The sequence below is a fragment of the Paenibacillus sp. FSL H8-0260 genome, assembly GCF_045040625.1.
GTDB classification, from domain to species: Bacteria; Bacillota; Bacilli; order Paenibacillales; family Paenibacillaceae; genus Paenibacillus_AQ; species Paenibacillus_AQ odorifer.
The window spans coordinates 908,464-927,746 of sequence record NZ_CP150298.1 but is presented as its reverse complement, the minus strand read 5'-3'; the positions used below and the strand labels follow the sequence as shown (position 1 = coordinate 927,746).

Sequence of the window (19,283 nt, the reverse complement as noted above, 5' to 3'; positions counted from 1 at the left end):
TACCATACATGTGAATAAAAAACACCGATCTTTGTTATGTATATTGAAAAAGGGAGTAAAGACCTAAGGTCTCTATCATAATTCGATTGTAAGCGAGAAAAAACGTCATAATAATGAATTTTTTGTAGAAAATGAGCAAAAAAAGTCCGAGCGTATATGCCCGGACTTAGCTTTTGTATAGTAAATATGAGTTAGCAGATCATTATCATTCAAACGGATAAATCCAGAAATGTTCTGTTCCAAAACGAGCTTGGATCTCTTTATCATTTAAAGGTTTGCTGCCCAACAGCTCAGCAGCTTGGAATTGGGAACGATGCGCCTGAATGGACGCCATCTTGTGCTCGAGGAAATCTCTCACATCATTGATAACCTTTGGCTCCCCAATCTCTACAATATTATTAGCAAAAGCTATACAGTGAACAGGAGGTCTTTCTTCCTTTGGAAGTCTTGCAACGGTTCGGATCACTGCGGCTCCAGTAGCATCGTGATCAGGATGAACGCTGTACCCTGGATAGAAAGTGATGATCAACGAAGGTTTAAGCTCTTTCAAGAGCGCATCAATCTGCCCATCGAGCAAGACTTGATCTTCGAATTCTATCGTCTTGTCGTGAAAACCAAGCATTCTTAAATCCTGTATGCCAATAGCTTCGCAGGATTCCTCCAGCTCCTTCTTACGTATTTCTGGGAGGGTTACCCGATTTGCGAAGGGCGGGATGCCCATATTGCGGCCCATTTCTCCTAGCGTTAGGCATGCGTAGGTAACTTGGGTCCCATTTTGTATATGTTTGGCAAGGGTACCTGATATACCGAAGGCCTCATCATCCGGATGTGGCAAAATAACAAGAATATGTTTTTCCACAGAACTCTTCATCTCCTCTTCCATTAGAACGGCTCTCGGCTTAATTGTAACGATACGATCAGTTTGCCTTGAGCATCATGTCCAGCCATAATCAATCTGCCTGTCTCACTCTCTTCATAGTGAGTTAGCCCTTCCGAGTAAACCCAGCCCTGCGACATTTTTAAGCCGACCCGATAAGGACCGTTGCCGGAAATCGAACCATGGGAATATCGAATAACAGCATTAGTAATAAAAGTAGCGGCTGGATGCTTCGAACTATCTAAATGGGCAGCGTAGGCTCCCGTTGTCATCTCAAGATGGATATATAGATCCTGATCTTTAAGCAGGTCGATCCTATCTTGTACTTCCGATTGATTGATTAGCTGCAATGTTGCGCCTCCGTCTCTGACTGAATATATACATACAAAAAATAAGATCCATACCTTATAGAAGGACGGATCTGTTATATGATAAGCGGGTCCGTATTTCTCATCAAAGTATAACGTGCAATGCTATGTAATTCAATGGATAGAGCGATCCCCTCCAAGTGTAACAGTAATGGACTGGCTTTTTACTGTTCACCTGAAGGGGATAATATCACTGAGAGGTTATGCTGTTTATATTAGATCACAAACTGATCTAACATCTTTATGATGACTTCACGCTTTACAGGCTTGCTGATATACTCGTCCATTCCGGCAGCTAGACAATTTTCACGGTCACCCTTCAAAGCATTAGCCGTGACCGCGATGATGGGCGGACATTTCTCTTGATGCTCATCTCTTAACATCTTCATAGCCTCTATACCGTTCATAATGGGCATGTGAAGATCCAATAAAATAAGATCAAAGGGTTCTTTCCGTGCTGCTTCAACCGCATCTATGCCGTTTGTGACGGCGATAACGCTGTGACCCATTTTTTCGAGTATTTTGGTCAGCACTAGCGCATTGATAGAGTTGTCTTCAGCAAGTAAAATTCTTGCCTCACGTGCGGTATGAAGCTTGTTAATGTTAGCCTCTTGGCTAGGAATTACCACTGATTTCTTGGGCCTGATTGTGAAGGTAACCGAAGTACCGCTCTTGCCGTCACTCTCCGCATAGATCTCGCCACCCATCATTTCGACAATTCTGCGGCTGATGGCAAGGCCAAGACCCGTGCCTTCGTGTCTCCGCATCATAAAGCTATCCACCTGCTCAAACGGTTCAAAAATATCAGTAAGTCGATCAGGATCAATTCCAATGCCAGTATCGGTTACCGTAAAGGCCAGCAGGAAGGGTTCTTCCTTTACAAGCCTCACTTTTACCGATATGCTGCCCGCGGGTGTGAATTTCACAGCATTCCCTAGCAGGTTCAAGAACACCTGCTTCAAGCGTTCCTCGTCACCGTATATAAAGTCAGGAACATCATGATTTATGATGCTGGTGAGCTCCAGATGTTTTTGTTCAGCTTTTATTGCGATAACAGAAAAGCTGTCCTTGAGGCAAGTTCGCAGATCGAATGTATCCTCTTGTAGCTCGCTTCGGCCTGCCTCAATTTTTGAAAGATCAAGGATATCATTAATTATATTGAGCAGGATTCCTCCGCTTTTGCGAATGATTTCTACATATTCACGTTGTTCTTCATTAAGCTCTGTTTCAAGCAAAATATCAGTCATGCCGATCACCCCATTCATGGGAGTGCGAATTTCATGACTCATCATAGCCAGGAACTCACTTTTAGCTCTATTCGTGGACTCTGCGGCTTCCTTAGCTAGCGACAATTGCCTTTGCTCGGAAATGTCCTTGCATATAAGATAAAATCCGATATTATGATTGTTCACATAAATAGGTGCAATACTGGTGAGCACTTCAACGACTTCGCTGTCCTTAGTAACAAGCTTATTGATATACTGCTCAACCGTATTATCGTAAAGGGCTCTTTCCAGAATGCGCTGGACATTCTCTTCTCCAATCAGACTCGCAAGCTTCATCCCGATCAACTCGGACTCGATGGCATAGCCCGTTATCTTTTCCGCCATACTATTGGTGTTAATGATTCGACCGTCAAGGTCAAAAGAAATGACGGCGTCATGGTTATATTTTTTAAGCGACGTATACCGTTCAACAGACTCCTGAAGGCGTTGCTCGGATTCCTTTTGCTTTGTAATGTTAACGATTTGGCAAATGAAATATGCTGGCTGGTTCGACTCGTCGCTGAAAAGGTGGAGCGTGAGCTGTCCCCAAATATAATCTCCATTTTTTGTGATAAACTGCTTTTCCATCTGCACTTCTGTTTCCTCACCCAAAACTGCTTTTAAATCATGAAGGTTGCCGAAATCCTCGGGGTGAGAAAGGTCTTCTAACCGCATACCCTCAAACTCTTCAGTGGAATAACCAAAAGTCTGCTCAAAGGCCGGGTTTACGGTCAGAATCAAACCATTTGGCGATAAAAGGGCGATCCCAAAGGAGGCGTGATTAATCACCTGTTGGTTGAATTGTTCCTGATTTAGATTTACGCGATGCATAGCGACCTCCATGGATGATGTAATTTTTGCGTGAAAAAATAGACCTTCTATTTAGAAGGTCCTATTTATAGCTTATAGTCTAATTTACCCACTTTGTTATTAATTGAATCCGTTAATTTAACGGGATCGAATAGAACACTCTGGATCCTTTATTGTTCGTATACCAAATGATTTTGTCTCCATTAATAATAGGACTGCACTCTGATAAGGCAAAATGCTTGATCGTTTGGATGTCGCTAGTAGCTTTTCCCGCTCCATCTATAAGAACATATTTCAGATCACCCGGATGATTCTCTTTATCAAACTCCTGCCACAGCACCATCATTTTATCGTCTGTGATTTTTACTAGCTTAGGGATGGACGCGATCAGGTTCGTGCCTACATATTTAGCCAAGGTAATGTGATTCACCGAAGTACTGCTCAGGTTGGACTTGGGCAACACACTAAGTATGACATCCCTTTGGTCTGTTTCCAAACCCTCCATCTCATAAGATGTATACTCTTTGACTAGGGAATGATCTACCGAATTCATAGCGACTATATAGTTCGCCGGAGACATCTCAAATCCGCCTATAGAAACCCCCGTCGCGTTCGCTCCGATTTTGCCGGGAATATTAAATAAATCCACTTCGTTATAACTGGCTCCGTCTCCTTTATTCAGAACAATCGAACGGGGATAAGCGTCGCCATGATCGACTAGAACATGCGCAGTACCATCAAACAATACATATTGGTCAAAAGAGTGACTGACATGATTCTTCTGGAATCTTCCCAGATCATTGGTCACGGTCATGGTTTTAGTATTTACAATAATGGTAAGCTGGGATTGATGATTTAATTTATCTTCTGTCGTGTATCGTGTACGTGAAGTGTGAAATACAAGCGTATCTCCAGCTTCAGCCATCCTGCCGGAGCCTGAATCAAAAGGGCTAACGGTATAGCTCTCCCCACCCTTTATGGAGACACTGTCTACTCTATTGAAGCTTTTATCATAACGGACAATACGAATGACTTCCTTGCTATCATTCTCTTCGCGGTTCTCTTGGCCAAAAGCAATATAGTTATACTTCTCCCCACTAAAGAATCCACCAAACACCGGAAGCTCAAAAGGAATGCTCTTATTGCCTGTTAGTTCGTACTTCTCATTGTACGTTTCAATCGTAAACTCTTTGTTCGCCTCAATGACACTTACAGTCCCATCCTTATTATTCACAAGATAAGAAGAGGCCGTACTTTTCCATCTAGGAAAATAAGAAGATTCCCCGTTACTCTCAGCTACAGCCGCCGTCTTTACCCGGTAAGCATGATCTGGGATTTTGGAAAATAACGATATGCGGTCAGACTGAACGTCAAATTCAATATCGAACGGGATTTTACCCGCCAAATCTCTCAACTGAAAATAATTGTTATCATCAATATTGTACGCCGTAATAGACTGTAACTGTCCGTTGACTAGCACCTTAGAGCTTGAAAGCGTAGCAGCATAATTTTTATTGCGGCTATAATAGTTACTTGTTGTTTTCTTTTCGGGCGTATAAGCTTGTCCAGTTATGATCTCAATCGCATTGTTCGCTTTATTCCAAGTGATATCAAACTGGCTGCTCGTTCCCGAGAAATACTCTGCCAAATCGCGTAGTCTGAAATAATTGTTATTCGATATGTTGAACCCATTCAGGTTCCGCTGTTCTCCATCAAAATATGTACTGCTCTCGGTTACCTTAGCCTTCACCGTATTGCTCGCAAAGGTTGTAGTGCCGAGTGCTGGTGTAACCAGTAATAACATCAGCAATATACTAAAAATCCTCTTCATCCGTCTTTCCTCCATTAGATATAATCATTAGCTATTATATTTATCGGTAATTTGCTGTGCCGCCTTAATTTTGAAATGAACGTAAAAAGCACAATCTGCACAGTCTCGCGATCTGCGTTCTATCGTTTGGTTGGGACAACCCGTCTCTCAAGAAAAAAGCCGGCCAAACTCAGGACAATACACCTGAAATTTAGTCGGCTGAATATTAAACTAAGTTTGTTTTAGAAGCAGGAAGCTTTTTTAATGTAATCTTTCATCAAACATGAGTTGGATTTGAATACCAAAGGGATCTTCAATGATACCGTAGGCTTTGCTAAACACATTGCTGGATAAAGGAGCAATAATTTTCACGCGCTCGTCTGTGATTAAGCTTTTATAAAAACCTTCAATCCCCTCTAAGTCAGCACTTTGAATACATAATGAGGTGTTATTGCCCACTGTATATTTCTCATTCGTATTCATTGTATCTTCTGCTATCATTATTTTTGTTTTTCCGATTAACAGGACAGAGTGAGTAATATAATCCTTATTTTCATCCGTAAGCTGTATGGAGCTGTCACGCTCTGCTAGTTGTTGATAGGTGACACGTAGCAATTCCTCTGCGTTAAAATGTTCTTTGTAAAATTCTATAGCTTCCTTAGCTCTTCCATTCATCGATAAAAAAATAGCTACTTCTAGTGTTGTACTCATAGTATAACTCTCTCCTTTTATATATTTGATATCTGGCCTTAAACTTATTATCCTATATAAAGGTATCAAAACATGACACCTTTATAAGGAGTTTTATATATGAAAAAATCAGAACGATTAAATGACATGATGAGGTACTTAAACAGTCGAGAATTCTTTAATTTAAGTGATCTCATGGATAAATACGCTATTTCAAAAAGCACAGCTCTACGCGATATTAGTTCATTAGAACAATTAGGTATGCCTATTTTCGCAGAACATGGAAGACACGGACGTTATGGTATTCTAAAAAACAGATTGTTATCCCCTATTATTTTCACGATAGATGAAGTCTATGCGCTGTATTTTGCCATGCTGACGTTAGAATCTTATCAATCTACACCCTTTCATCTGAGTGTTAACAAGCTAAACGAAAAGTTCGAGCACTGTCTTTCGAGTACACAAATCAACCAAATTCACAAAATGAAAAAGGTCCTGCAATTCGAAATGTATCAGCATAAGCATGTCAGCCGTTTTTTAGATAAAATCCTAGCAAGTATTCTAAATGAGAGTGCCTGTAACATTGCATATACAAAAGAAAACCAAACAAAAAGCTACCCTGTTCAATTCTTTAGGATTTCCGCTAAGTTTGGTCAATGGTATGCCACTGGAATAGAGCTTACGACGAATACATATAGAGTTTTTAGATGTGATCGAATAACCTTCATTGAAGAAGAGGAAAGCAAAGCTCGTTATTCTATAGAAGAACTTCTTAGTCGTTCATTAGAAATCTATCAGTCTGCGAAGAGTATTGACTTTGAAGTTGAGATTGCGGAACAAGCAAAGGATATTTTTTATAAAGAGCATTATCCTTCTATGAAAATAGAAGTTGGTCCGAAAACAGTCATTAAGGGATTCTATAATCCAGGTGAAGAGGATTTCTTGGCTAATTATTTTATGCGATATGGTCATGCTGTTACATCCGTGAAACCTGAAGCCTTAAAACAAATAATCAAAGATAAATTAGAGCAACTCGTAAATCACTATCAAAAAATATAAAGCTAAGCAAAAGGGGTGAAAAACATAGCTTGGAGAACTGCCTTAGCCTTTTTGAGGTTGCGCGTATCCAGTTGGTTCAGCATGTCTACGATTTGACTCATTTCATCGTTTTCCACTGGCTCAAGAGATGCTCCGGCAGTTAATGGTTCTTTTTCAGCAACCGATTCCGAATGAACCCATGACGCTTCCAAAGTATCCTCGAAGGCTTGGATTATAAATAACAATTCATCTGGGTTATATCTCTGTAGAAACCGGTTTATCCCTTTATTCATCTGCTTATGTAGGGCTAAATGCAAATCGAATATTTCTTTCCCTAGAGGTGTTGTAAGAAAAAGCACTTCTTTTTTATTATCGGGGAGAAACTCCGTGCGAATACGATCTGCATGCCGATGGATTTGATCCCGTCATGTCGCACGAAGAACTCACTGCTTGGCGGCAAAAGAGAACCCCCGACCCGCTAGTCGCCAATTATCAGCAGCGTCTTATAGCAGCGGATCATATTGTCTTCATTTTCCCTATATGGTGGGAAGCCATGCCCGCTCTTACCAAAGGTTTTCTTGATAAGGTTTTCGCAAAAGGCATTGTCTACGAAGAAACTAAACCTGGGCGGCCCTTCAAATGCTTGCTCCCGAATATTAAAGGAGTGTCCCTGCTGACCGTAATGAACACGCCCGACTTCTTTTATCGCTGGATTTTTGGCAACCCCATCACCAAAATTCTATTTAGAGGCACCTTCCGCAAAATGGGAATACGAAAGAACCTCCGTTGGTATAATTATGCCGGGATGTCAGATCGCAGCTTAGAAGAGCGGGTGAAGCATCTTGATAAAACAGAACAACGGTTTGCACGACTGGACTAAACTAGACTAGATCAAATTACTCAAGCGCTGACTGATTCTGAGAACTGAATCTCTGGTTTCTTCATTTCCCTAAGCACCAGCAATCCAATGAATAAGGATACAACGCCGATAATAATCAGCAGCGCCCCCAGCTCCTGACTGTAGGCTGTTAGCGCCCCATCCCGAAAAGCCATTCCACGTATGAGGCGATTAAGCCAGTTCATAGGTAATACCCATGCGGAAATTTGAAAGAACTCTGGAAAGGCAAGTGGACTCAGCTGGATTCCAGTAGCAAGAAACGACGGATACAACACGAAATTGGTTCGTAAATTAACTTTGGATACGTCTTTGGCAGTATAACCAATCAACAGGCCCATAAGCGACAAGGCAAAGGCATATACAAACAGCGGAATAATAAACAGATAAGGCTCCGCTTCAAAGCGCATTCCCCCCACCTGCTTTAATAAGCCGTAACATAGGAGCAGCGAAATAGTGGTCAAAACAGCGTAAGGTACACTGCGAACCCAAATCTGCCAAGGAGACTTCCCGTTTGCAAAGAGTTTCCCCTCCTGTCGCAACCGAGGGACAATTGAACCCGCTGCGCTTGTTGTAATCATCAGCACCACAATATTCACAAATCCAATGACCATAAAGCCCACATAACTTGTGGTAGGGTTAAATAACATCCGCTGCTGGAGAGATAACGGAGAAGCAAGCCCTTTAGAGGTTTCGGCGTCCATCCCCTTTTGGAGGAGCCGGGTCATAGAAAGAGTCACATTTTCCGTCTGGATGACTTCCTGAATCGCAGTCCGGATGCCGGTTAACCCTGATGGCATTGTATTATCCATTAAGATGCCAATATTCGTTGATATCCCCTGCTGCTGATGTTGCCCCAGCTCTTTGGGAAGCATGATGACCGCTACAGCCTGCTCATTTGCCAGTAACGTCTCTGGGTTCAAGCGGCTGGAGTACACATTTGTTACGTTCATATATGGAGAGGCATTTATCTTAGAGATCAGCTGTCGTGAATACGAACTGTGATCCTCATCAATGACAATAACATGCGATTCGCTGATTTGGTTCTTCGAGAACATTAAGCCAAAAAACAGGGCCGCAATAAGCGGACCTATAAAAATCAGGCGTAAATACTTACTACCCGCCACGTACTTCCATTCGTCAATCAGTGACTTCATCGAGCTTCACCTCCGCTGTCATCCCCGGAAGCAAATCAGCATTCCCATCCATAGTTACACGGACAAGAAACATGCTTAAATCGGCTTGCCCTTTTTCACGTGACATACGTAAGCTCGCAAATTGAGGGGCGGCTGCGATAGATGTAATTACACCTGTCACCTCCGTTGGGTGCTCCAAATATGGAAAATGAACGCCAATACTTTGATTCACCTCTAGCTTTTGGATTTCACTTTCTTGTATGTAGAGATCTGTATAAAAGCTGTTTTTTTGCAAAACCGCCATTGGCATTCCTAGCTGGACTAGATCCCCCGGCTTTACAATAATCTTGTTGACTGATCCGTCCTCCGGCGCAACTACATCTGTTTCTCCTTCAGCAGATTTAACCTTAAACAGCACCTCTCCCTGTTTTATAGAATCACCTACAGCCACACCGACCTCGACAATTGACCCTGGACTATTCTGATAAAATATTGTCTTCTGCTCCGCATCCAGAATCCCTTGTTTCCTGCTCTCAGCCTGACTGACTGCATCCTTTCCTTTTACAGCAAGAAGCGCCCCACCAACAATCAGCACAATCGCAATTCCTATATATAGCCCTGCTTTTATCTTCATTTTCCACTCTCTTTCATCACCATTTTTTTAACTGCATTTTCAGCAGCCTCCATAATTACTTCTCCCAATGTGGGATGAGGGTGAATGGTCATCGCCAAGTCCTCCACAGTGGCTCCCATCTCAATAGCAAGAGCAAGCTCCGACACGAGTGTGGATGCCTCTACTCCAACGATTTGTGCCCCCATCACGACTCCTGAATTTAGGTCCGCTACAAGCTTGACGAAACCTTCCGTCTCCCTCAAGGCCAAGGCTCTCCCGTTAATCCCAAAGGAGGATTTGCCAATAACCAGCAAAATGCCTCTTGCCTTTGCTTCTGTTTCACTTAAGCCTACACTGGCCAGCTCTGGGTGCGAAAAAACAACGAGCGGGATGGCTCGATAATCAACTTCGGAGGAGAGACCTGCAATGACCTCTGCCGCAATCTTGGCTTCGTAGGATGCCTTATGAGCGAGAGTCGGGCCTGCCGTAATATCTCCAATTGCAAAAATATGCGGGATAGCCGTTCTGCACTGTTCGTCCGTCGCAATCAATCCCCTACTCGTCACTGGCAAGCCTATGCGATCTAGTCCTAAATTGCCGTCTGTATTTGGTTTTCTGCCCACAGTAACTAACACATATTCCGCTGTAACATGCTGCTGTTCCTGATTTTTTAAATAATGCAGGGTAATGGTATCTGCACTCTCCACTACGTTCACAGCTGTCGCTCCGGTAATAATTTTCATGCCATCGGCTTTCAGCTGCTTTCCAACAGGGCTCACAAGCTCCGCCTCAAATCCAGGCAGCACTTGTTCTCCCCCTTCCAGAATCGTTACCTTTGTTCCGAATTTGGCATACATCTGCCCCAGCTCGACACCAATATAGCCCCCACCTATAACTACTAGGCTAGTTGGAATCTCAGGGAGCGACAGCGCTTCTGTGGAAGACAAAATACGTCCGCCAACAGGAAAGGCTGGCAGCTCAATCGGACGAGATCCTGTAGCCAGGATAGCGTTTTTAAAGGATAAGGTTTGCTCCTGTCCAGACTGACTGATGATAACTGTATGTTCATCAACCAAGCTAGCCTCTCCTTCGAAAATGCTCACCCCAGCAGTCTTTAATAAATAACTGACTCCACCTGCCTGCTTATTCACAACTCCTTGTTTAAAATCCTGAGCATTTTTAAAAGATGCTGACGCATCTACAAAATTGAAAGGACTGAGCAAATCATAGCGATGTGATTCAGCAATTAATGCTTTGGATGGGATACATCCAACATGCGTGCAGACTCCGCCAAGCTGGTTGCGTTCAACAATTGCTGTTTTCATCCCAAGCTGTGCAGATCGCAGCGCCGCCACATAACCTCCCGGACCTGATCCAATGACCAATGTTTCTACGGCTTCAAGCTTACTCATCTCCTGATACCTCCTGTTGAACTTTTTTAAAATATGATGATCGTAATATATTATTACCATCATATTTTAAAACAGTCAATAACCTTGCCTCGCCTTTCACAAGCTAACTTTCTCAGAATCGCTAAATTGACAGGCTTTATTATGACGCATATAATATTTTAAAAGTAGAACTATGAAGCTGTGGAGTGATTACAATGCCATATCCCAAAGGTCATAAAATAAAAGTTCGAAATAAAATCGTTGAAAGTGCTGCTCAGGCTTTTCGCACCAACGGTATTCACGATGTAAGCGTTCCGTTCATTATGAAGGGGGCCGGATTAACTCATGGCGGGTTTTATTCCCATTTTGACAACAAAGAACAGCTTGTCGCGGAAGCCTGCCGGTATGCCATCAGCGATACCATCGCACTTCTGCAGAAGGTCGCTGACCAGGAAGAGCAGAACCCCAAAATCAATGCTGTCATTGATTATTATTTAAGTCCGTATCACCGCGACAAAATGGAGATGGGCTGCATTATTCCTGCCCTTTCTAGCGAAATATCCCGTTCCTCAGAAGAAGTTCGGCAGGTATTCACGCAGGAACTGGAGCGGATGATTGCTTTTATCTCTAATCTGGCGGGAATTGACGCGTCCAAAGGTAGTGCACTGTTCAGTACTATGGTTGGCTCCCTTGTTCTTGCACGGACGGTTAAAGATCCTGAACTAAGCGACAACCTACTCTCGTCTGGCAAACAGTATGCCAAAGCGCTAGTAAGAGCCTAATATAAAAAAACACGCCAATAAATGGCGTGTTGTAGTTAAATTTATTAAAATTCTTCATACGATGCGGGATCTTGATCAGCTATGCGACCTGTTGGCGAGGTTAATGCGGAAATAACGGTCATCTCCGCTTCCGATAATTCAAAATCAAAAATATTCAGATTATCACGCTGATGCTCTAGAGAAGAAGCCTTTGGAATGGGAATAGCCCCAAGCTGTATATGCCAACGTAAGATAACTTGCGATATCGATTTATTATGAACCTTGCCTATTTCCGCTATTTCCTCATTTTCCAGTACACTGCTAGCCCGTCCCAATGGACTCCACGATTCAATCACTATCCCATGCTCTTTGTTCCATGCACGTTGCTCTTCCTGATTAAAATGAGGATGCAGCTCAATCTGATTCATACTCGGCGCTACACCAGTTTCTTGTATCAAACGTTCAATATGCTCCGGCAAAAAGTTACATACACCGATGGAGCGAATCAAACCTTGCTTACGTGCCTCGATCATCGCCTGCCAGGCCTCAACATATAAATTCACTCTAGGGTTAGGCCAGTGGATGAGATAGAAAGAAATCATAATAATCCAATCCGGCTCTGAATAAAGACTCCTGTATAGTAGACAACGCTTCTTTATAAGAGTGATGGCGTCCTGGCAGTTTGGAAGTAATGAGTAGCTCTTCCCTAGGCACAGAACTTTGCCGAACAGCCTGGCCTACAGCACCTTCGTTCTCATAATTAAACGCAGTGTCGATCAGACGATAGCCAACATCAATCGCCTTAGTGATGTTTTGTGCTCCCTCAGTTCCGTTTAACGCGTAGGTACCAAAACCAATCGCAGGCACCTTCACTCCATCGTTCAATACGATTTCAGGTATTCTCTCAGTCATCGTCGCTCTTCTCCTTTGTTGTCATTTAAACCCCAGTCGATCCATCTTATAATTATTATAACATCCTCATAGTAAACTCAATCATCGGGTCACCTGAACAACCTCTAGCCTATTAGTAAGCCGCTTTCGTGGGCATCCGATTTATTTTTTATAGTAAAATGAATCTACAACACAGGATTTTCGTAATGTTATGAATTAAAAGTAGAGATAAGAGGTGTATCCAATGAAGGAGCAATATCCTGCTAGGCTTGAATTGTTCGCAGACAACGCTCAGAGGATCAAAAAAGCTTTCCCATGGCAAAATGCAATGGTTAATCGGTTAGCGGCACTATTGTATGCTGTAGAAGACAAAGTTGCAGATGACGAAGCCATCCGTGCCAGCTATGAGCTAATTAAGGAGAGTACCGGGATTTTCTCTCAATTTAGAGGGACTTCGGTGATCAGCATTGCTGCCCTGCTCTCTCTTTCTGACGAGAAGGAAACTCTGCTTGCAAACACACTTGCCGTGTATGATTTAATGAAGGAAGCCAAATTCAGAGCCTCTGATTATCTCGTCGTTGCTGCCTATCAAATCGCTGCTAATGAAACATCGGATCAATATCAGCGTACGGTAGAACGGGCAAAGCTATTTTACGATAGTATGAAGGCAAAACATCGTTTCCTTACCGGACAGGACGATTATATCTTCTCCGCGATGCTTGGTCTTTCCGATATCGATGTTGAGAGTGGCGTGGACCGCATGGAGCAGCTCTATGTAACGCTTAAGCCCGAGTTTATGTCAGGCAACAGTGTGCAAGCCCTGACCCAGGTATTGGTTCTTGGGGAAGAAGCCCCTCAAGCAGCGGACCGTGTATTGGCATTAAGAGAGGCATTTCGTGCACAGGGTATCCGGCTAGACAAGGAATATACCCTCTCCTCACTGGGCGTGTTATCCCTGCTCCCTTGCAACAAGGAGGACATCGTTACTGATGTCTCGGAGACTTACGAATTTTTGCGTACAAAAAAGGGCTTCGGGAACTGGTCTATTGGCAAGCAGGAATTACTGCTCTTGTCTTCTGCACTGGTAGCCTTCAGATCTGTGGAGGATGTGCAAAACGGCGTATTAACTACGATGCTTTCTACCAACATTACCAATATTATAATTGCGCAACAGGCTGCTCTTGCCGGGGCAGCGGCTGCATCAGCTGCGGCTGCAGCTTCTTCTTCGAATTAGATTGAATCGTGAGGGAAAGATATGGACTCAATAAAAATCTTCACAACTAGAAATGAAGAATTGTTAAACCGTCTACTGAACATTTGGGAATCATCCGTGCGGCATACTCATCTTTTTCTATCCGAGCAGGATATTGATGCTTTGCGGCCGCTGGTCACGCAGGCGCTTGAGGGCATAAGCGATTTGTTTGCTTTTACAGATGATGAGGAACAGTTGCTTGGCTTCATAGGGGTTCAGAATAAAAAGATTGAAATGCTGTTCGTAGAACCTGCTGCAATGGGAAAAGGGGTTGGAAAAGCGCTAGTAGCTTATGTCATGCAGAAACTCGCCGTACACCTCGTGGATGTGAATGAGCAAAATCCCCAAGCTTTAGGTTTCTATGAGCATATGGGATTTCAGGTTTTTGAGCGTTCAGCACTCGACGAACAAGGTAATCCTTTTCCTATCCTGCACATGTCGCTTAAGTAGCTTTTTCCTATGCAGGAGACAGTTCAATGCATTTTAATATTGTAAAAAAGACAACAGAGCAGCGATTCTCTCGTTTGAGAACGCAGCTCTGTTGTTTAGTTGTCTGCAGTTTAGGTTGGCGAAGCTAGGAGCGGATAGGAGAAGCTAGGCGTAGATAGGCGTAGCGGCTCCGAGTATTCGGTTCAGCTGTATCTACTTCTACTTCCACTTCTACTTCTACTTCTACTTCTAAATTCACTTCTAAATCTACGCATATACCCTCATGCACATCGCCAAATCAAAGCTCTCTGTTGCTTCCGGACTCAGATGACGCTATTTGCTCATTTATCACCTTTGAGGCATAGTTTCGGACTCCAGTGTCGCTATTCTATAGAAAAAGCATCATTTCTGGCGTTTTTTATGCCAATAGCTGCTATGGAGTCCGATATCATTCCAAATGGCGGATAATCCGGCGTTTAAGGTCATCTGGGTCCGTTAGCGTACAATATCGTCAGAAATCGTCCAATAGCGTCCGATAGCTTCGGGTCCTAACCATCCCCTGTTCCTTACGGACTCAGATGACGCTATTTGCTCATTTATCGCCTTTGAGGCATAGTTTCGGACTCCAGTGTCGCTATTCTATAGAAAGAGCCTCACATCTGGCATTTTTTATGCCAATAGCTGCTGTGGAGTCCGATAACATTCCAAATGGCGGATAATCCGGCGTTTAAGGTCATCTGGGTCCGATAGCGTCAGGCATAGTTTCAGATAGCATCCAATATCGTTAGAAATCATCGGATGGCAGCGATAACGAACGATAGCGTCGGGTCCTAACTATCCCCTGTTCCTTACGGACCCAGAGGACGCTATTTGCTCATTTATCGCCTTTGAGGCATAGTTTCGGACTCCAGTGTCGCTATTCTATAGAAGGAGCCTCATTTCTGGCGTTTTTTATGCCAATAGCTGCTATGGAGTCCGATAACATTCCAAATGGCGGATAATCCGGCGTTTAAGGTCATCTGGGTCCGATAGCGTCAGGCATAGTTTCAGATAGCATCCAATATCGTCAGAAATCATCGGATGGCATCGATAGCGTCGTTTCCTAACCATCCCCAGTTACTTACGGACCCAGATGACGCTATTTGCTCATTTATCACCTTTGAGGCATAGTTTCGGACTCCAGTGTCGCTATTCTATAGAAAGTGCATCATTTCTGGCGTTTTTTATGCCAATAGCTGCCATGGAGTCCGATAACATTGAAATTGGCGGATAATCCGGCGTTTAAGGTCATCTGGGTCCGTTAGGGTCCGATAGCGTCCAATAGCGTCCAATATCGTCCGATATCGTCGGTTGGCATCTGATAGCGTCAGTTCCTAACCATCCCCAGTTACTTACGGACCCAGATGGCGCTATTTGCTCATTTATCGCCTTTGAGGCATACTTTCGGACTCCAGTGAAGCTATATTCCATAGAAAGAGCCGTAGCTCTGGCATTTTTAGATGCTATTCCACCGACTTCAAAGCCTCTATCATATGGATTCGTTTGAGCTTAATATGCATGAACGCCATGACTATACCGGAGAACAATAGGGTTAGGAGCGCCGCATAAATATAACTTGGCCACTTGATGATCGGAGCGAACATCGTCGCATCCAGCTCGGCCGTCTTCAGGACGAAGCTATGCAGCACTATGCCGAGACCCGATCCAGCCACAATACCGAGTAGGCTAAGCAGCATATTTTCGCGGTAAATATACATGGTTACTTCCTTGTCGTAGAAGCCCAGTACCTTAATGGTTGACAGCTCCCGGATCCGCTCGGACACATTGATATTGGTCAAATTGTAGAGGACGACAAAAGCCAACGCCGCCGCTGAAACAATGAGCACCAAAGTTACAACGTCCATACTCTTCATAGTCTCATCGAAGGCGGAACCTACACTGCTGGAAAAGCTGATAGCAGCGACGCCCTCATTAGCCGTCAGCTTCTCACCAAATTTGTCTTCCCATGTTTTATCATGTGCGGTGTAGTTCAGAAGTTCTGTGTTGAATACTGGTTTTTCTCCGAACACAGAAGCATAATATGCCGGTGTCATATAAACATAGTGCATTACATAATTCTCTGTAATCGCCGCGACCTCAATCTCGAATGTTTCATTATCTTTGTCCACCACGGTCAATTTATCGCCAGACTCCAGCCCATACAGCTTAGCCAGCTTCTCTGAGATAATAGCCCCATCATCCGTAAGCATCCGTCCTTCTCCACTTTTTCGATCACGCAACTCCACGAAATCGGATAAAGAGTTAACGGAGGTAGGAACGAACAGATGAACCTCTTGGTCATTTACACCACTAGCATGTGCGGTCATCCGTTCTTGCGCCACACTCAGCGTCCCAGTTACTGCAGATTCACCAGTGATTAGTTGGTCGTAGGCTTTTAGCACATCGGCAGACACATCTTCATGCAGCGCCACAAGTGCATCATATTTCATAATCGTGCCGAACTGCGACCCGGCGATGCTGCCAATTGAATCCTTGAGACCAAATCCCGTCAGGATCAGCGCTGTACAGCCAGCCACGCCGAATACAGTCATGAACATCCGCTGCTTATAGCGGAATAGATTCCGTGCGGTAACCTTTTGGACAAAGCTCAATCTCTTCCATATAAAAGTGATCCGCTCCAGTAAAATACGCTGGCCACTCTTCGGTGCCTTCGGACGCATCAATACGGAAGCATTGCTGCGTAATTCTACCCGTGAAGCAATCCACGCCGTCAACGTAGTACATATTAACGCTACGATAACGGATATGATCGAATACGAAAGATAGAAGTTCTTCGTGATATCCGGTAAATTATAGATTGCACTATACGCATCGTAGATAATACCCGGAAACAGGGTAAAACCAACCGCAAGACCCGCAATTGAAGCCGCCAGACTGGCAAGCGTACCATAGACCAGAAATTTGGCCATAATGTCGCGGTTGCCATAACCAAGTGCTTTCAGTGTCCCAATCTGCAGGCGATGCTCCTCAACCATCCGTGTCATGGTCGTCAAGCTGACCAGCGCAGCTATCAGGAAAAAGAACACAGGAAACGCACTGGCAATCGCCGATAACCGATCAGCGTTATCTTTATATTCGGCATATCCCGGATTAGCGCTTCGGTCAGTAACGTAGACCTTAAGCTGCTCCAGCTCTGCAAGCTTTTGCTCCCCTGCCGCCAATTCCTCCTTGGCAGAAGCAAGTCCGGCAGCAATTGCCGTCATACTTGCAGCCTGTTCCTGCTGCACTTCCTCCGGCTGGCGCTGCAAATCCGCAAGCTGCTGCTCGGCGGCGGCCACCTTTGCGCGGCCACCAGAAAGCTCTTTCTCGCCTTCCGCACGCAGTTCAGCAAGCCGTGCTTCCGGCACGCCGGACATCGCCTGCTCTACAGCATGGGTATGCTGTTCGATCAGATCTTCATACTCCGGCGAATAAGCCTTCACTCCGGCTGTATCCTTAAAGGACAGATAGGCTTCCGTATACACCGGAAGCTTGAAATCTGACTCCGGGATCGCGGCGAACGCATCCGCCGTACCTTTGCCGATCCCACTGGTGCCCCGGGTACTTTGCTCAATAAACTGTGGACTTCTAACAAAGCCAACTACAGTATACTCCAGTCTTTCGAAGCTGTTCGACAGCTCCGCATCCGTACCGTTTCCACTAAAAGATACCTTGTCACCCAACGCATATTCTTCCGCTAGCTTATCGTCCAGCACGATTTCACCGGAATGCTCCGGTAGATGGCCTTCAATAATACGGTATTGATTAAGTGGTTTATCCGTGTTGTAAGAATTGACTTTAAGTATTAAGGCATTATCACCTATGAATACATCTGCACTATAGCTCGGCTGAATCTCATCGATCCCCTGTACATTTCTGAGTAACCCGATGTTGTCTTCGGTCAGGCCGTAGTTAGTCTGCACCTTCAGATCCATCAAGCGCTGCTCTTTGTAAAAGGTTCCAGCTGTATTCAACATATCTGGCCCAGTAGCCTTGATTCCGGCAAAAAAGCTGACGCCTAACATAATAATTGCAAAAATCGAAATAAACCGGGCTTTGGTATGCCCAATTTCACGAAAAATATCTTTCCACAATGCTCGCTTTTTCATAGATGCCTTCTCCTTACCATTCAATATCGTCAACGGATACCGGCGAAGGATTGATCACCATCTTCCGTACCTTAGCGTTGTTAATCTCTATAACCCTGTCAGCCATCGGAGCGATCGCCAGATTATGTGTAATTACGATGACCGTTGTCCCGGTGTTACGACAAGTATCCTGCAGCAGCTTCAGCACCTGCTTGCCGGTGTTATAATCAAGCGCCCCTGTCGGCTCGTCGCAGAGCAGCAGCTTCGGCTGTTTAGCCAACGCTCTGGCGATAGCGACACGTTGTTGCTCACCACCGGACAACTGAGCCGGGAAATTATCTAACCGCGCGCCCAGACCCACATCCTCCAGCACCTTACGTGCATCTAGTGCACGCGGGGAAATCTGCGAAGCAAGCTCAACATTTTCCAGTGTGGTCAGATTAGGTACTAGATTATAGAACTGAAATACAAAACCTACGTCATTTCGGCGGTAGCCTGTCAGCTCCATGGCACTAAACTTGGCGATATCAATGCCATCCACAATGACCTGACCTTCATCGGCGGAATCCATGCCACCCAGAATATTAAGCACCGTAGATTTACCCGCACCACTTGGGCCGACGATCACGGCAAATTCACCTTTTTTTATCTCAAAATCAATCCCGTCATTCGCGACAATTACATTCTCGCCCATCTTGTAACGCTTGTACTCCCCTTTTACAGCAACAAAACTCATTCCTCTTCCTCCTGTCCCTATCCGAACTAAGTCTAATTACTCTACATTGTCTCAGTTTATCATAATTAGAACGCCCAAGCCCGAATGGCAAACCCTCATTACACAAGGTGAAATTCACATCATTAATAAGTTCATTTTTTTGTAACAATAATGTAACAAGGAAATTTTACCGTAAACGATACTTAGTCATTTGA

The 19,283-nt window shown here is 44.2% G+C and carries 16 protein-coding genes and 1 pseudogene; 5 read left to right on the top strand and 12 right to left on the bottom strand.

What is annotated here, in order from left to right; genetic code table 11:
• Positions 1-205: 205 nt before the first annotated feature.
• The 5 genes from bshB2 to MHI51_RS03995 form a co-directional block, all read right to left on the bottom strand.
• Positions 206-859, bottom strand: coding sequence for a bacillithiol biosynthesis deacetylase BshB2 (gene bshB2 / locus MHI51_RS04015; RefSeq protein ID WP_342410412.1), 654 nt, complete (start codon positions 857-859; stop codon positions 206-208).
• Positions 860-882: 23 nt separating this feature from the next.
• Positions 883-1,227 carry a YojF family protein gene (locus MHI51_RS04010; RefSeq protein WP_076128602.1) on the bottom strand — a complete coding sequence of 115 codons (345 nt, stop codon included), beginning with the start codon at positions 1,225-1,227 and terminating at the stop codon, positions 883-885.
• Positions 1,228-1,460: 233 nt separating this feature from the next.
• A complete protein-coding gene (locus tag MHI51_RS04005) occupies positions 1,461-3,341 on the bottom strand; it encodes a PAS domain S-box protein (protein ID WP_342410411.1) in 1,881 nt (626 codons plus the stop codon).
• A 112-nt stretch (positions 3,342-3,453) separates the two neighbouring features.
• The gene (locus MHI51_RS04000) at positions 3,454-5,151 is read right to left on the bottom strand and encodes a hypothetical protein (protein ID WP_076276979.1); all 1,698 of its coding nucleotides are present in this window, start codon (positions 5,149-5,151) and stop codon (positions 3,454-3,456) included.
• Positions 5,152-5,391: 240 nt separating this feature from the next.
• Positions 5,392-5,841 carry a VOC family protein gene (locus MHI51_RS03995; protein WP_076128596.1) on the bottom strand — a complete coding sequence of 150 codons (450 nt, stop codon included), beginning with the start codon at positions 5,839-5,841 and terminating at the stop codon, positions 5,392-5,394.
• A 99-nt stretch (positions 5,842-5,940) separates the two neighbouring features.
• Here MHI51_RS03995 and MHI51_RS03990 point away from each other — a divergent pair, with 99 nt between their 5' ends.
• Entirely contained in the window at positions 5,941-6,879 is a 939-nt protein-coding gene (locus MHI51_RS03990) for a YafY family protein (RefSeq protein WP_076220760.1), read from the top strand.
• Positions 6,880-6,881: 2 nt separating this feature from the next.
• Here MHI51_RS03990 and MHI51_RS03985 read toward each other — a convergent pair whose 3' ends face one another.
• Positions 6,882-7,175 carry a hypothetical protein gene (locus tag MHI51_RS03985; RefSeq protein WP_143763932.1) on the bottom strand — a complete coding sequence of 98 codons (294 nt, stop codon included), beginning with the start codon at positions 7,173-7,175 and terminating at the stop codon, positions 6,882-6,884.
• Positions 7,176-7,285: 110 nt separating this feature from the next.
• On the opposite strand from MHI51_RS03985, the gene MHI51_RS03980 reads away from it, so the two are divergent.
• Complete coding sequence (locus tag MHI51_RS03980; protein ID WP_081387515.1) at positions 7,286-7,738, top strand: NAD(P)H-dependent oxidoreductase; 453 nt, start codon at positions 7,286-7,288, stop codon at positions 7,736-7,738.
• Positions 7,739-7,758: 20 nt separating this feature from the next.
• On the opposite strand, the gene MHI51_RS03975 is transcribed toward MHI51_RS03980, so the two are convergent.
• Genes MHI51_RS03975 through lpdA form a run of 3 tightly spaced genes read right to left on the bottom strand, consistent with a single transcriptional unit; the run spans position 7,759 to position 10,914 of the window.
• Positions 7,759-8,910 carry an ABC transporter permease gene (locus tag MHI51_RS03975; protein WP_076276978.1) on the bottom strand — a complete coding sequence of 384 codons (1,152 nt, stop codon included), beginning with the start codon at positions 8,908-8,910 and terminating at the stop codon, positions 7,759-7,761.
• On the bottom strand, positions 8,894-9,523 hold the full coding sequence (locus MHI51_RS03970) for an HlyD family efflux transporter periplasmic adaptor subunit (protein ID WP_076276977.1): 630 nt from the start codon (positions 9,521-9,523) through the stop codon (positions 8,894-8,896). The genes MHI51_RS03975 and MHI51_RS03970 overlap by 17 nt, the downstream gene beginning before the upstream one ends.
• Entirely contained in the window at positions 9,520-10,914 is a 1,395-nt protein-coding gene (gene lpdA / locus MHI51_RS03965; RefSeq protein ID WP_342410409.1) for a dihydrolipoyl dehydrogenase, read from the bottom strand. Before lpdA ends, MHI51_RS03970 begins: the two co-directional genes overlap by 4 nt.
• A 194-nt stretch (positions 10,915-11,108) precedes the next feature.
• On the opposite strand from lpdA, the gene MHI51_RS03960 reads away from it, so the two are divergent.
• On the top strand, positions 11,109-11,675 hold the full coding sequence (locus tag MHI51_RS03960) for a TetR/AcrR family transcriptional regulator (RefSeq protein WP_076128582.1): 567 nt from the start codon (positions 11,109-11,111) through the stop codon (positions 11,673-11,675).
• 44 nt (positions 11,676-11,719) lie between these two features.
• Here MHI51_RS03960 and MHI51_RS03955 read toward each other — a convergent pair.
• Positions 11,720-12,566, bottom strand: a pseudogene (locus tag MHI51_RS03955) (aldo/keto reductase).
• A 223-nt stretch (positions 12,567-12,789) separates the two neighbouring features.
• Between MHI51_RS03955 and MHI51_RS03950 the strand changes: the two are divergent.
• Positions 12,790-13,779: a DUF4003 family protein gene (locus tag MHI51_RS03950; RefSeq protein ID WP_076276974.1), complete on the top strand. Its 990-nt coding sequence runs from the start codon at positions 12,790-12,792 to the stop codon at positions 13,777-13,779.
• 21 nt (positions 13,780-13,800) lie between these two features.
• Positions 13,801-14,247 (top strand): GNAT family N-acetyltransferase, encoded by a 447-nt coding sequence (locus tag MHI51_RS03945; protein ID WP_076190108.1) that lies wholly within the window; start codon positions 13,801-13,803, stop codon positions 14,245-14,247.
• A gap of 1,481 nt (positions 14,248-15,728) precedes the next feature.
• Here the strand turns inward: MHI51_RS03945 and MHI51_RS03940 are convergent.
• Both MHI51_RS03940 and MHI51_RS03935 read right to left on the bottom strand, forming a co-directional pair.
• A complete protein-coding gene (locus tag MHI51_RS03940) occupies positions 15,729-18,374 on the bottom strand; it encodes an FtsX-like permease family protein (RefSeq protein WP_405173616.1) in 2,646 nt (881 codons plus the stop codon).
• Between the two features lie 13 nt (positions 18,375-18,387).
• Positions 18,388-19,089 carry an ABC transporter ATP-binding protein gene (locus tag MHI51_RS03935; protein WP_076279445.1) on the bottom strand — a complete coding sequence of 234 codons (702 nt, stop codon included), beginning with the start codon at positions 19,087-19,089 and terminating at the stop codon, positions 18,388-18,390.
• Positions 19,090-19,283 lie beyond the last annotated feature (194 nt).

Excerpts from the sequence above, each read along its gene's own strand:
- MHI51_RS04005 (WP_342410411.1), bottom strand. The coding sequence starts at position 3,341 with ATGCATCGCGTAAATCTAAATCAGGAACAATTCAACCAACAGGTGATT.
- MHI51_RS04000 (WP_076276979.1), bottom strand. The coding sequence starts at position 5,151 with ATGAAGAGGATTTTTAGTATATTGCTGATGTTATTACTGGTTACACCA.
- MHI51_RS03995 (WP_076128596.1), bottom strand. The coding sequence starts at position 5,841 with ATGAGTACAACACTAGAAGTAGCTATTTTTTTATCGATGAATGGAAGA.
- MHI51_RS03990 (WP_076220760.1), top strand. The coding sequence starts at position 5,941 with ATGAAAAAATCAGAACGATTAAATGACATGATGAGGTACTTAAACAGT.
- MHI51_RS03980 (WP_081387515.1), top strand. The coding sequence starts at position 7,286 with ATGTCGCACGAAGAACTCACTGCTTGGCGGCAAAAGAGAACCCCCGAC.
- MHI51_RS03975 (WP_076276978.1), bottom strand. The coding sequence starts at position 8,910 with ATGAAGTCACTGATTGACGAATGGAAGTACGTGGCGGGTAGTAAGTAT.
- MHI51_RS03970 (WP_076276977.1), bottom strand. The coding sequence starts at position 9,523 with ATGAAGATAAAAGCAGGGCTATATATAGGAATTGCGATTGTGCTGATT.
- lpdA (WP_342410409.1), bottom strand. The coding sequence starts at position 10,914 with ATGAGTAAGCTTGAAGCCGTAGAAACATTGGTCATTGGATCAGGTCCG.
- MHI51_RS03960 (WP_076128582.1), top strand. The coding sequence starts at position 11,109 with ATGCCATATCCCAAAGGTCATAAAATAAAAGTTCGAAATAAAATCGTT.
- MHI51_RS03950 (WP_076276974.1), top strand. The coding sequence starts at position 12,790 with ATGAAGGAGCAATATCCTGCTAGGCTTGAATTGTTCGCAGACAACGCT.
- MHI51_RS03945 (WP_076190108.1), top strand. The coding sequence starts at position 13,801 with ATGGACTCAATAAAAATCTTCACAACTAGAAATGAAGAATTGTTAAAC.
- MHI51_RS03940 (WP_405173616.1), bottom strand. The coding sequence starts at position 18,374 with ATGAAAAAGCGAGCATTGTGGAAAGATATTTTTCGTGAAATTGGGCAT.
- MHI51_RS03935 (WP_076279445.1), bottom strand. The coding sequence starts at position 19,089 with ATGAGTTTTGTTGCTGTAAAAGGGGAGTACAAGCGTTACAAGATGGGC.